Annotated in this window: 14 protein-coding genes; 13 read left to right on the top strand and 1 reads right to left on the bottom strand. The window is 65.7% G+C overall.

The features are described from left to right. From AX681_RS22410 to ybaL, 5 genes are all read left to right on the top strand, one after another. The coding region (locus tag AX681_RS22410; RefSeq protein WP_331709996.1) for a PIN domain-containing protein at positions 1-166 on the top strand (166 nt) is incomplete at its 5' end. Further along, the gene (gene trmD / locus AX681_RS07585; protein ID WP_066660013.1) at positions 163-888 is read left to right on the top strand and encodes a tRNA (guanosine(37)-N1)-methyltransferase TrmD; all 726 of its coding nucleotides are present in this window, start codon (positions 163-165) and stop codon (positions 886-888) included. The genes AX681_RS22410 and trmD, both read left to right, overlap by 4 nt. Before the next feature lie 5 nt (positions 889-893). Continuing rightward, entirely contained in the window at positions 894-1286 is a 393-nt protein-coding gene (gene rplS, locus AX681_RS07590; RefSeq protein ID WP_066660010.1) for a 50S ribosomal protein L19, read from the top strand. Positions 1287-1375: 89 nt separating this feature from the next. Further along, positions 1376-1768: a hypothetical protein gene (locus AX681_RS07595; protein ID WP_066660007.1), complete on the top strand. Its 393-nt coding sequence runs from the start codon at positions 1376-1378 to the stop codon at positions 1766-1768. Positions 1769-1982: 214 nt separating this feature from the next. Continuing rightward, positions 1983-3620: a YbaL family putative K(+) efflux transporter gene (gene ybaL, locus AX681_RS07600; protein WP_066660000.1), complete on the top strand. Its 1638-nt coding sequence runs from the start codon at positions 1983-1985 to the stop codon at positions 3618-3620. A gap of 150 nt (positions 3621-3770) precedes the next feature. Here ybaL and AX681_RS07605 read toward each other — a convergent pair whose 3' ends face one another. Further along, positions 3771-4145: a VOC family protein gene (locus tag AX681_RS07605; protein ID WP_066659997.1), complete on the bottom strand. Its 375-nt coding sequence runs from the start codon at positions 4143-4145 to the stop codon at positions 3771-3773. Positions 4146-4218: 73 nt separating this feature from the next. On the opposite strand from AX681_RS07605, the gene soxR reads away from it, so the two are divergent. The 8 genes from soxR (at position 4219) to rplQ (ending at position 11718) form a co-directional block, all read left to right on the top strand. Further along, positions 4219-4704, top strand: coding sequence for a redox-sensitive transcriptional activator SoxR (gene soxR / locus AX681_RS07610; protein ID WP_066659994.1), 486 nt, complete (start codon positions 4219-4221; stop codon positions 4702-4704). A 36-nt stretch (positions 4705-4740) separates the two neighbouring features. After that, positions 4741-6978 carry a S9 family peptidase gene (locus tag AX681_RS07615; protein ID WP_066659989.1) on the top strand — a complete coding sequence of 746 codons (2238 nt, stop codon included), beginning with the start codon at positions 4741-4743 and terminating at the stop codon, positions 6976-6978. 60 nt (positions 6979-7038) lie between these two features. After that, a complete protein-coding gene (locus AX681_RS07620; RefSeq protein WP_231734885.1) occupies positions 7039-8367 on the top strand; it encodes a DUF418 domain-containing protein in 1329 nt (442 codons plus the stop codon). Then, positions 8364-8879, top strand: coding sequence for an SRPBCC family protein (locus tag AX681_RS07625; RefSeq protein WP_066659983.1), 516 nt, complete (start codon positions 8364-8366; stop codon positions 8877-8879). Before AX681_RS07620 ends, AX681_RS07625 begins: the two co-directional genes overlap by 4 nt. A gap of 243 nt (positions 8880-9122) precedes the next feature. Beyond that, a complete protein-coding gene (rpsM, locus tag AX681_RS07630) occupies positions 9123-9491 on the top strand; it encodes a 30S ribosomal protein S13 (protein WP_066659980.1) in 369 nt (122 codons plus the stop codon). Positions 9492-9549: 58 nt separating this feature from the next. Next, positions 9550-9939 (top strand): 30S ribosomal protein S11, encoded by a 390-nt coding sequence (gene rpsK, locus AX681_RS07635; RefSeq protein ID WP_066579261.1) that lies wholly within the window; start codon positions 9550-9552, stop codon positions 9937-9939. 105 nt (positions 9940-10044) lie between these two features. Beyond that, positions 10045-11106 (top strand): DNA-directed RNA polymerase subunit alpha, encoded by a 1062-nt coding sequence (locus AX681_RS07640; protein ID WP_066659977.1) that lies wholly within the window; start codon positions 10045-10047, stop codon positions 11104-11106. 189 nt (positions 11107-11295) lie between these two features. Next, the gene (gene rplQ / locus AX681_RS07645) at positions 11296-11718 is read left to right on the top strand and encodes a 50S ribosomal protein L17 (protein ID WP_066659976.1); all 423 of its coding nucleotides are present in this window, start codon (positions 11296-11298) and stop codon (positions 11716-11718) included. Positions 11719-11820: the final 102 nt, after the last annotated feature.

Below are 11820 nucleotides of genomic sequence, written 5' to 3' on the forward strand. Positions count from 1 at the left end.
TGCCGACGACTATGCCGATATCGTGCGACAGGTCGGCGTGCGGCGGCGCAGCTTCGATCGGCTGATCGCAGCACATGCGCGGTCGCGCGGGTTGCTGCTGGTGACGAACAACGAACGTGACTTCGCCGATGTGCCGGGTCTCAAAGTGGAAAACTGGACCCGATGACCTTCGCCGCAACCGTCCTGACCCTCTACCCGGACATGTTCCCCGGCCCGCTGGGCGCATCCATCGCCGGGCGCGCGCTGAGCGAGGGCAAATGGTCGCTCGACACCGTCCAGATCCGCGACTTCGCGACCGACAGGCACCGCACCGTCGATGATACGCCAGCCGGGGGTGGGGCGGGGATGGTGCTCAAGCCCGATATCCTCGCCGCCGCCTGCGATTCCGTCGGATACGACCGCCCGATGCTGGCGATGACGCCGCGCGGCGCCCCGCTGACGCAGGACCGGGTGCGCGCACTCGCCGCCGGTCCCGGCGTGTCGATCCTGTGCGGCCGGTTCGAGGGGTTTGACGAGCGACTGTTCGACGCGCGGCCGATCGAGCAGGTGTCGATCGGTGACTATGTGCTGTCGGGCGGGGAGATGGGCGCGCTGGTGCTCCTCGACGCTTGCATTCGGCTGCTTCCCGGCGTAATGGGCGCGCCTTCCAGCGGAGTCGAGGAAAGCTTCGAAAGCGGCCTTCTCGAATATCCGCAATACACCCGACCCGTCGAATGGGAAGGGCGCACGATCCCCGAAGTGCTGCGATCGGGGGATCATGCGCGGATCAACGCTTGGCGCAAGCACCAGGCCGAGACCGATACACGGCTAAGGAGGCCGGATCTTTGGGAGCGCCATGAGGGCGCTCGGGTCCAGTCTCCCTCTGGCGCGCGGCGCGAAAAGGAATGAGAGCCATGAACCTGCTCCAGCAGATCGAGGCCGAGAACGTCGCGAAGTTCTCCGCCGACAAGAAGATCCCCGAATTCCGTCCCGGCGACACCGTCCGCGTCGGCGTGAAGGTCGTCGAAGGCGAGCGCACCCGCGTTCAGGCCTATGAAGGCGTCTGCATCGCCCGCGCCAACAAGGGCATGGGCAGCAACTTCACCGTCCGCAAGATTTCGTTCGGTGAGGGCGTCGAGCGCGTCTTCCCGCTCTATTCGCCCAACATCGACAGCATCGAAGTCGTCCGCCGCGGCGTCGTGCGTCGTGCGAAGCTCTATTATCTGCGCGGTCGTACCGGCAAGTCGGCACGTATCGCCGAGCGCCGCGACCCGCGTCCGGCCAAGACCACCGAAGCCGCCGAATAATCGGCTTCCGGCAGGAACAAGCGCGGGGCGCGGGGCGAAAGCTTCCGCGCCCCGTTTGATTCCGGGCCCTGCGACACTAAGTTGGTCGGGTGACAGCTCGCTCCGCCGCCCTCGCCGCCAAAGACGCCCGGCCACTCCGGGCGGCGGCGCTGTGGATTGCGCTGCTCGTCGCACTGGCCTCGTCGCTGCTCAGCAGCGGCCCGCCGCGCACCGTGGCGGTCGGTTCGGCCTTCAACCCGGCGACCACGGTCGATGCGCTTCGCCCGCTGCGCCCCGCGCCGCGGATCGTTGCGCCCGAGGTCCGTCCCGATCCCGATGCGGTGGTCGGAGCCGGTGACGCGACGTTCCCAAGCATCGCGCCGGCACTGATCGTCCCGGCCCCCGACGCCGTCGACGCACGACCGTCCGGCATCGTCGCTGCCTCCATCAGCCCGTCCCACCCGCCGCGTGTCGGCAGCCCGCGCGCGCCACCTCTCGTCTGACATTCGCCGTTCGCGCTTCGGCGCAGTTTCAGGAGAGATGTCATGAACAATGCGCACGACAAACGGCAGCCCTGGTGGTTTGCGCCAATCGTCTGGAGCGGACTGGCGGCCAGCACGGCGGCTGCAGCGCTCGTGATCGGCGGCACCAGCGGCTGAACGCACTGCCCGGTCCGCACGTTACGGTCCGGGCCACAATTGGGACAGCTTCCAGCCTATGCACCACACACCGCTGATCGCCACGATCGTGGCCGGACTCGTCATCGCCTTCATCATGGGGGCGATCGCCCACAGACTGAAGGTTTCGCCCATCGCGGGCTATCTGCTCGCCGGGATCATGGTCGGGCCGTTCACGCCCGGCTTCGTCGCTGACGGAGACCTCGCCGCCGAACTGGCCGAGATCGGCGTCATCCTGCTGATGTTCGGCGTCGGCCTGCACTTCTCGCTCCGCGACCTGCTCGCGGTGCGCAAGATCGCGGTGCCTGGAGCAATCGGCCAGATCGCGTCGGCGGTGGTGATGGGCATGGGTCTGTCCTGGATGCTGGGCTGGGACCCGCTCGCCGGCTTCGTCTTCGGCCTTGCCCTGTCGGTCGCGAGCACGGTGGTGCTGCTGCGCGGGCTGCAGGGGTTCGGCATCGTCGATACCGAACGCGGGCGGATCGCGGTCGGCTGGCTGATCGTCGAGGATCTGGTGATGGTGCTCGCGCTGGTGCTGCTGCCCGTTCTGGCGCAGGTGGTGAAGAGCGACGGCCCGATGACGTGGAGCGCGCTGCTGGTGCCGCTGGCGCAGATCGGGTTTAAGGTGACCGGCTTCCTCGTCGTCATGCTGCTCGTCGCACGGCGGCTGATCCCGATGGCGCTGCATTGGGTGGTGCATACCGGATCGCGGGAGCTGTTCCGCCTCGCGGTGCTCGCCATCGCGCTGGGCGTCGCATTTGGCGCCGCGGTGGTGTTCGACGTGTCGTTCGCGCTCGGCGCTTTCTTTGCCGGCATGATCCTGGGCGAAACCCAGCTCAGCCGTCAGGCGGCCGAGGAGACACTGCCGCTGCGCGATGCGTTCGCGGTGCTGTTCTTCGTCTCCGTCGGCATGTTGTTCAATCCGGAGGTGATCGTGAAGCAGCCGCTCCCGCTGATCGCGACCTTCCTGATCATCGTGGTCGGCAAGTCGCTGGTCGCCTATGCTATCGTCCGCGCGCTCGGTCGTACGCATCGGATCGCGGTGACGGCCGCCGCCAGCCTCGCCCAGATCGGCGAGTTCTCGTTCATCCTGGTCGGGCTGGGCGTGTCGCTTCAGATTCTGCGGCCGGAAGGGCGCGATCTGGTGCTGGCGGGCGCGCTCCTTTCGATCCTCGCCAACCCGTTCATCTTCAACGCCTTCGTTCCGCGTCGGCAGGAGCAGACCGACCCGATCGAGCCGCCACTGGATACCGGCGACCGCACCGGCCACATCGTGCTGGTGGGCTATGGCCGGGTGGGCAAGCTGATCGCGCGCGACCTGTTGGCGAAGAAGCGACCGTTCATCCTGATCGAGGATCAGGCGGACATCGCCAAGGTCGCCAAGGACGCAGGGCTCGACGTGGTGCGCGGCAACGGCGTCGACCCCGAAGCGCTCAAGGCCGCCGGGGTCGATCGCGCGGCGAAGCTGCTGATCGCAATTCCCCATGGGTTCGAGGGCGGCGCGGTCGTCCAGGCAGCGCGCGAACTCAACCCGGGCATCGCAATCGTCGCGCGCGCGCATTCGGACGCGGAGGTCGAGCATCTCGAAGCGCGCGGGGCGGGCGATGTCGTGGTCGGCGAACGCGAGATCGCCACCCGCATGCTCAGCCTGTGTGCGGTGCGGGCGGGACGGAGCTAACCCCTCTTCTTAAACACCTCCCGCTTGCGGGAGGGACAGGGGAGGGTCTTCTTCTTTCTTCTTCCTTCCAACCCGCCGCGCGGAAGGCAGAAAAAGAAGACCCTCACCCAACCCTCTCCCGTGAAGAACGGGAGAGGGCTAAGAACGGCCTCACCCGTAACTCACAATCTCGAACTCGATCCCGTCGAAATCGAAGAAATAGAATCGCCGTCCGGGTTCATAATTGTCATGACCGAACGGCTTGAGCCCCGCCGCCGCGACCTTTGCCTCCACCGCGTCGAGATCGTCGACCACGAAGCCGACATGGTTGAGCGGCTGACCCTTGGGATAGCGCCGCTCGCCCTCGACCGGCGGGGCGTAGAGCGCGAGGTAGCTGCGGTCGTCGCCAACATGGATCGATGTGCCACCATCGCGGGCCGGGCCCTGCCAGCGGATATGCCATCCGAACAGATGCTGGATCAGCCTGGCGGTGCGTGCGGGGTTGGTTACGGTCAGATTGGCGTGTTCGATAAAGGTCTTGGGCATCGCGGTTCCTTTGCGGTTTGCGTGACTGCCCGATCCCGCTACAACCTCAACTTAAGTTGAGGTCAAACGGAAAATGCGCGGCAACGAATTGCTCACGATCGGCGAATTGGCGGCGCGCACCGGGCTCAGCGTTTCGGCGATCCGCTTTTACGAGGGGAAGGGGCTGGTCGCGCCGATCCGCACCAGCGGCAATCAGCGCCGCTTCCTGCGCTCCGACATCCGCCGTCTGTCCTTCGCACTGATCGCGCAGAAACTGGGTCTGACGATCGAGGAGATTGCGGGGGAGCTGAACCGCCTGCCGCACGGGCGCACCCCGACTGCCGCTGACTGGAACTGCATCAGCCGCCATTTCCGCGCTGAGATCGACCGCCGCATCGCGCTGCTCGAGCGCACGCGCGAGAAGCTGGACGGTTGTATCGGCTGCGGCTGCCTTTCGCTCCAAAAATGCAGCCTCTACAATCCCGACGATGAAGCGGCGGCCAGCGGCACCGGGCCACGCTATGTGCTGAGCGAAACGGTTGCCGGTGAGACTTTACCTCGCCAGCCGGAAGCTCGATAGGCGGGGGCACAGTGAAAACGATGGACGGGTTACAGGATGTGGAAAGCGGCACTGGGTGCGATGGCGTTACTGTCGGCAGGGGTGGCGATGCCGGTTGAGGCACAGCAGGTGACGGGCAGCGATCTGACGCTGGAGCGCGTCTTCGCCAGCCCCGATCTGGCGGGCACCACCCCGCGCGCGCTGCGCCTGTCGCCCGACGGCACGCTGGTCACAGTGCTGCGCAACCGCCCCGACGACAGTCAGCGCTTCGACCTGTGGGCGATGGACACCGCCACCGGCCAATGGCGCATGCTGGTCGACAGCAAGAAGATCGGCACCGGCGCTGAACTCTCCGAAGCCGAGAAGATGCAGCGCGAGCGCGCGCGCATCGGCGGGAGCAAGGGCATCGTCGCCTATGACTGGGCGCCCGATGGCAAGTCGATCCTCGTGCCGCTCGATGGCGACCTCTACCTCGCCACGCTCGACGGCCAGGTCCGCCGCCTGACCGCGACCGAGGGCGGTGAGCTCAATCCCGTCATCAGCCCGCGCGGCGGCTATGCCAGCTTCGTGCGCGACCAGAATCTCGTCGTGCTCGACCTCGCGACCGGCAAGGAGGTCAAGGCGACGACCGAGGGCAGGGGCACCGTCTATTTCGGCGAGGCCGAGTTCGTCGCGCAGGAGGAAATGGGCCGCCGCACCGGTTATTGGTGGTCGCCCGACGACACGCGCATCGCCGTCCAGCGCTTCGACGAAAGCCCGGTCGGCATCGTCAGCCGCGCCGCGATCGGTGCCGAGGGCACGAAGATCTACGACCAGCGCTATCCCAAGGCGGGCACCGCCAACGTGCTGGTCGATCTCTATGTGATGAACCCGGACGGGTCGGGCCGGGTCAAGGTCGACCTCGGCACCGAAACCGACATCTACCTCGCCCGCGTCGACTGGACGCCCGATGGCAAGACCCTACTCGTCCAGCGCCAGAACCGCGCGCAGACGGTGCTCGACATGCTCGCGGTCGATCCGGCGACCGGCGCGTCGCGCGTGCTGTTCAGCGAGAAGTCGGGCGAACGCAGCTGGGTCAACCTGTCCGACGCCTATCACCCGATGAAGGACGGCAGCCTGATCTGGTGGTCGGAACGCGACGGCCATGGCCATCTCTACCGCTTCAAGGCTGGCAAGTGGACGCAGCTGACCAAGGGCGAATGGGAAGTTGCCGACATCGTCGGGGTGGATGAGGCGAGCGGCCGCATCACCTTCACCGGCAACAAGGACGGCGTGCTCGAACGCCACCTCTACACGGTGAACCTCAACAAGCCCGGCGTCGTCACCCGCATCACCGAACCCGGCTGGTGGCACGGTGCCAGCGCCAACGGCACGGCGAGCAAGATCATTCTCACCCGCTCGAAAAGCGACCAGCCGGCGCAGGTCATGCTGACCGACGCCGCGGGCAAGCGCATTGCCTGGGTGAACGAGAACAAGGTCGCCGGGGACCACCCCTACGCCCCCTATCTCGCCAGCCATCGGCAGAAGCAGTTCGGTACGATCAAAGCCGCCGACGGCACCGTCCTGCACTGGGAAATGATCACGCCAAAGCTGGAGCCGGGCAAGAAATACCCCGTCTTCTTCCACCATTATGGCGGCCCGCATTCACAGCAGGTGAGCCGCGCCTGGGGCGGCGCGCTCCAGCAATATCTGGTCGATCGCGGCTATATCTGGTTCGTGCTCGACAATCGCGGCGCGGCCAATCGCGGCAAGGCGTTCGAGGATCACCTCTATCAGGCGATGGGCGGGGTCGAGGTCGAGGATCAGCTCGCCGGCGCGGCGTATCTGAAGTCGCTCGATTTCGTCGATACGAACCGCATCGCCACCTATGGCTGGTCGTACGGCGGCTATATGACGCTCAAGATGCTCCAGGCCGCACCCGGCACCTTCGCCGCGGGCATCTCCGGCGCGCCGGTCAGCAAATGGGAACTGTACGACACCCATTATACCGAGCGGTATATGGGCGACCCGCGCCAGGTGCAGGCGGCGTATGACAAGGCGAACACCGTCGCCGACGCCACCAAGATCACCGATCCGCTGCTGCTGATCCACGGCATGGCCGACGACAATGTCGTGCTCGAGCATTCGACCGTGATGATGGCCAAGATGCAGGGCGCGGCGGTGCCGTTCGAAACCATGCTCTATCCTGGCCAGACGCACCGCGTCGCCGGACCGGGGATCAGCGTGCATCTGTGGACGACGATCCTCAACTTCCTCGACCGCCACATGGGCAAGGACACGCCGCCCGCGAAATGAATTGACCGGTGATCGGCCACGGCTCACCCTCGCACCTTCACGGGGCGGGGGCGAGTCGTGGTGGACAATGCAACGGTAGCACCGGTCGCGGACCGCGCGCGGATCGAGATCCTCGACGTGCTGCGCGGGCTCGCGATCCTGCTGATCTTCTACATGAACATCAGTTTTCAGGCATCGTCGGTGACGGCGCTGTTCGGGGATTTTCGGGCGATCGGCTGGACCGCGGCGGATCGCACGACCTGGATCTGGGTGCAGACCTTGCTCGAGGGAACCCAGCGTGGGGTGCTGGAGCTGCTGTTCGGGGCCGGCTTCATGGTGCTGACGGCACGGGCGATGCACCCCGACGGGCCGGTCGCGGTCGCCGACCTCTTCATGCGCCGCACCCTGTGGCTGCTCCTGTTCGGCTTGCTCAACATCTTTCTCGTCCTGTGGGTCGGCGACATCCTCACCACCTACGCGCTGGCCTCGCTCTTCCTCTTCCCCTTCCGCCTGCTCGGCCCGCGCGTGCTGCTCGGGCTCGGCTGTCTGTTCGCGCTGTTCACCGCGGTCACCGGCGCGATCGAGTATAGCGGGCGCACCGCGTTGGTCGCGCGGGTCGAGGCGGCCCAGGCGCAACAGGCCCAAGGGGCGGCGCTCTCCGCCGACCACAAAAAGGCACTGGCCGAGTGGCAGACGAAGCTCGACCGCTTCAAACCCAATGCCGAGACGAAGAAGGAACGGGCGAAGGAGCGTCAGGCCTATGCCGGCGGCTGGCTTCCCTATGCCCAATATATGTGGAGCAACTGGATCGGCTTCTTCATCGGCAAGGGGTTGCTTCTGGTCATGGTGATCGAGGCGTTCTGCGTGATGCTGATCGGCATCGCGCTGTGGAAATGGGGCGTGATCCAGGGCCAGCGTAGTGCGCGATTTTATGCCGTGCTGCTCGCGTGCGCCTATGGCTTCGGCCTGACCGCGCGTTATTTCGGAGCGCTCGAGATCAGCAGCTTCGCGCCATATCCCAAGACGATCTGGATCACGGCCGAAGCGGCGCGGATCGCCACCAGCATCGGCCATGTCGCGCTGATCAACCTGTTGTTCAAGGCGGCGGCGGGGCGCAGCATCCTCGCGCCGTTCAAGGCGTGCGGGCGCACCGCCTTCTCGCTCTACTTCCTGCAACAGATCATCGGGCTGCACATCCTGTTTGCGCCCTATGGCCTTGGTCTGTGGGGCAAGTTCGGCTGGGCGACGCAATTCTGGATCGCGACCGGCGTGATCGCACTGTGCGTGCTGGTCGCCAATCTGTGGGTATTACGCTTTGCCAATGGACCGCTCGAATGGGCATGGCGCAGCCTGTCCTATGTCAAGTGGCAACCGTTCCTGCGGCGGGCTGAGGGTGGAGCGGTGATATGAAACAGATCATTGCAACGGCGCTGGTGCTCTGCGCTTCCCCGGCAGCAGCGGAGCTCACCCAGTCCGACGCCACCGCTTTCGTCTCGACCCACCGGCTCGTCATCGCTGCCCCGCCCGAAAAAGTGTGGGACACCATCGCGAAGCCGGCATTGTGGTGGAGCAAGGATCACACCTATTCGGGCAATGCCGCCAACCTCAGCTGGGACACGCGCCCCGGCGGCTGCTGGTGCGAGAAGCTGGATGGCGGCGCAGTCGAACATGGCCGTACGCTCTACGCCGTGCGCGGCAAGGCGCTGCGCCTGTCGGGCGGCTTCGGACCGCTGCAGAGTGGCGCAGTGACCGCGACCATGACCTTCGCGCTCAAGCCGGAGGGGCAGGGGACCGCGCTGACCGTCACCTATGTCGTCGGCGGCTTCCACCCCGTCGGGCTCACCGCCCTTGCCGCCCCGGTCGACGGCGTGATCGCCGCGCAGATGCCGGGGCTGAAGGCTGCGGCGGAGCGTGCCGAATAGGGCCATCGCCGCGACCCTCAGCGCTTGGTCGCAGCCCCGCTTTGGTGTATGGCATCCGAACCGAACTTTTACCCCGACCCTGCGCTTGACAGTGCGGGCCGCGGTCAATATGTCGCCCATCTTCCGAAACACCGGCTAACGGCAGCGTGCGTGCACGTCTGCCGCGCGCATGCGTTTCGGGTCAACGCGACGAGATGGGGCTTGCTGCCATGCACGCCCCGTGGAGCTGGGAGAATTTGGTTCATGGCACGTATTGCGGGCGTTAACTTGCCCACCAACAAGCGCGTTCTGATCGCGCTTCAGTATATCCACGGCATCGGCCCGGCAAAGGCCAAGGAAATCACCGAAAAGCTCGGCATCACCGTTGAGCGTCGCGTGCAGGACCTGACTGATTCGGAAGTGCTGCAGATCCGCGAAACCATCGACGCCGACCACACGGTCGAGGGTGACCTGCGTCGCCAGACCGCGATGAACATCAAGCGTCTGATGGATCTGGCCTGCTATCGCGGCCTGCGTCACCGCAAGGGCCTGCCGGTTCGCGGTCAGCGCACGCACACCAACGCCCGCACCCGCAAGGGCAAGGCGAAGCCGATCGCTGGCAAGAAGAAGTAAGCCGCTGGGCCGTTTCGCAACGGCCCGCCTGCTTCGATTTTCGAAGGATTACTGAATAATGGCACAAGCACCGCAGCGTCTTCGCCGTCGCGAACGCAAGAACATCACCGCCGGCGTCGCCCATGTGAACGCCAGCTTCAACAACACCATGATCACGATCACGGACGCCCAGGGCAATGCGATCAGCTGGTCGTCGGCCGGCATGATGGGCTTCAAGGGCTCGCGCAAGTCGACCCCGTACGCCGCGCAGGTCGCTGCCGAAGACGCTGGCCGCAAGGCTGCCGAGCACGGCGTCCGCACGCTCGAGGTCGAGGTGAAGGGTCCGGGTTCGGGCCGCGAATCGGCGCTCCGCGCGCTGCAGGCGGTCGGTTTCCAGATCACGTCGATCCGCGACGTGACGTCGATCCCGCACAATGGCGTGCGCCCGTCTAAGCGTCGCCGCGTCTGATTTGACTTTCCGCCTCCGTCGCGGCCTCGGGAAGCCGGGTCCGGGCTGGAGGCGGCTCCAATCCTGGCGGGACCGCCCCTGTCCCGCCCAACCCAGGGGAAGCCTGTGTCTGTCAACGCAAAGAACTGGCAGGAACTGAAGAAGCCGAACGGCCTTGAGAAAAAGGGCGGTGACGGCAAGCGGAAGGCGACGTTTGTCGCCGAGCCGCTGGAGCGCGGCTTCGGCCTGACGCTCGGCAACGCGCTGCGCCGCGTGCTGCTCTCGTCGCTCCAGGGCGCGGCGGTGACGTCGATCAAGATTGAAAACGTGCTGCACGAGTTCAGCTCGCTCGCCGGCGTGCGTGAGGACGTGACCGATCTCGTCCTCAACGTGAAGCAGATCGCGCTGCGCATGCAGGGCGAAGGTGCCAAGCGCCTCCAGCTGAGCGCAACCGGCCCGGCCGAGGTCAAGGCTGGCGACATCGCTGTCTCGGGCGACATCGAAGTGATGAATCCGGAACTGGTGCTGTGCCATCTCGACGATGGCGCGACGCTGAACATGGAACTCATCGCCGACACCGGCAAGGGCTATGTCCCGGCCAGTGCGAACCGTCCGGCGGATGCGCCGATCGGTCTGATCCCGGTCGATGCGCTCTACTCGCCGGTCCGTCAGGTCAGCTACAAGGTCGAGAATACCCGCGTCGGTCAGGAACTCGACTATGACAAGCTGAGCCTGTCGATCGAGACCGACGGCACGGTCACCCCGGAAGATGCGCTCGCTTATGCCGCGCGCATCCTGCAGGACCAGCTGGCGCTGTTCGTCCACTTCGACGATTCGGCCATCACCCGCAGCGCGCCGGTCGGCGTCGCCGCCCAGTCGACTGCGTCGGAAGGCAGCAGCGACACCGCGACGATCAACCGCTATCTGCTCAAGAAGGTGGACGAACTCGAGCTGTCGGTCCGTTCGGCCAACTGCCTCAAGAACGACAACATCATCTATATCGGCGACCTGGTCCAGAAGACCGAAGCCGAGATGCTGCGCACCCCGAATTTCGGCCGCAAGTCGCTGAACGAAATCAAGGAAGTGCTGTCGTCGATGGGTCTGCGCCTCGGCATGGAAATCCCGGGCTGGCCGCCTGAGAACATCGAAGAGATGGCCAAGAAGCTCGAGCAGGAGATTATGGGCTAAGTCGCACCGGGTTAGCGCGAGCTAACCCGGAGACGACGCCAGCCCGGCCAGCGGGGCCGCAGGCTCCGTCTGACGCCGCGGCTTTGCCGCGGTGGGCCTCCTGGAAGAAGGGTCAATGGGCAGCCACCCCAAGTGCTGCCTGGTCTGGGGTTCCGTAAGACGGCCCCTTAACGAACGAAGGAAGATATCATGCGCCATAAGTACGGCGGTCGTAAGCTTCAGCGTACCTCGGCCCATCGCGCCGCGCTGTTCCGCAACATGTCGGCTGCGCTGATCAAGCACGAGCAGATCACCACCACCGTCGCCAAGGCGAAGGAACTGCGTCCTTACGTCGAAAAGCTGGTCACGCTGGCGAAGAAGGGTGGTCTTTCGAACCGCCGTCTCGCCCATGCCCGCCTGCTCGACGATGCGCAGCTGGTGAAGCTGTTCGACGTGCTCGCGTCGCGCTACGCCGACCGCAACGGCGGCTATACCCGCATCATCAAGACCGGCCCGCGCGCTTCGGACGCGGCACCGATGGCGATCATCGAATTCGTCGACCGCGACGTTTCGGCCAAGGGCCAGGACTCGGGTCCGGTGATGGGCGACGAGGATTTCGACGAAGCCGCCTGATTTCAGGTACTTCTCGACCAGAGTTGGGGCGGTCGCACGACGGTGCGGCCGCCCCTTCTCTTTCTCAGTCCTCCCGCTTGCGGGAGGGGTTGGGGAGGGTCT

The organism is Sphingomonas sp. CCH9-E2, assembly GCF_001557215.1.
Classification (GTDB): domain Bacteria; phylum Pseudomonadota; class Alphaproteobacteria; order Sphingomonadales; family Sphingomonadaceae; genus Sphingomonas.

What these genes read in the sequence shown, in the direction of transcription:
- trmD (WP_066660013.1), top strand. Translation starts at nt 163, where the DNA reads ATGACCTTCGCCGCAACCGTCCTGACCCTCTACCCGGACATGTTCCCC.
- rplS (WP_066660010.1), top strand. Translation starts at nt 894, where the DNA reads ATGAACCTGCTCCAGCAGATCGAGGCCGAGAACGTCGCGAAGTTCTCC.
- ybaL (WP_066660000.1), top strand. Translation starts at nt 1,983, where the DNA reads ATGCACCACACACCGCTGATCGCCACGATCGTGGCCGGACTCGTCATC.
- AX681_RS07605 (WP_066659997.1), bottom strand. Translation starts at nt 4,145, where the DNA reads ATGCCCAAGACCTTTATCGAACACGCCAATCTGACCGTAACCAACCCC.
- soxR (WP_066659994.1), top strand. Translation starts at nt 4,219, where the DNA reads ATGCGCGGCAACGAATTGCTCACGATCGGCGAATTGGCGGCGCGCACC.
- AX681_RS07615 (WP_066659989.1), top strand. Translation starts at nt 4,741, where the DNA reads ATGTGGAAAGCGGCACTGGGTGCGATGGCGTTACTGTCGGCAGGGGTG.
- AX681_RS07625 (WP_066659983.1), top strand. Translation starts at nt 8,364, where the DNA reads ATGAAACAGATCATTGCAACGGCGCTGGTGCTCTGCGCTTCCCCGGCA.
- rpsM (WP_066659980.1), top strand. Translation starts at nt 9,123, where the DNA reads ATGGCACGTATTGCGGGCGTTAACTTGCCCACCAACAAGCGCGTTCTG.
- rpsK (WP_066579261.1), top strand. Translation starts at nt 9,550, where the DNA reads ATGGCACAAGCACCGCAGCGTCTTCGCCGTCGCGAACGCAAGAACATC.
- rplQ (WP_066659976.1), top strand. Translation starts at nt 11,296, where the DNA reads ATGCGCCATAAGTACGGCGGTCGTAAGCTTCAGCGTACCTCGGCCCAT.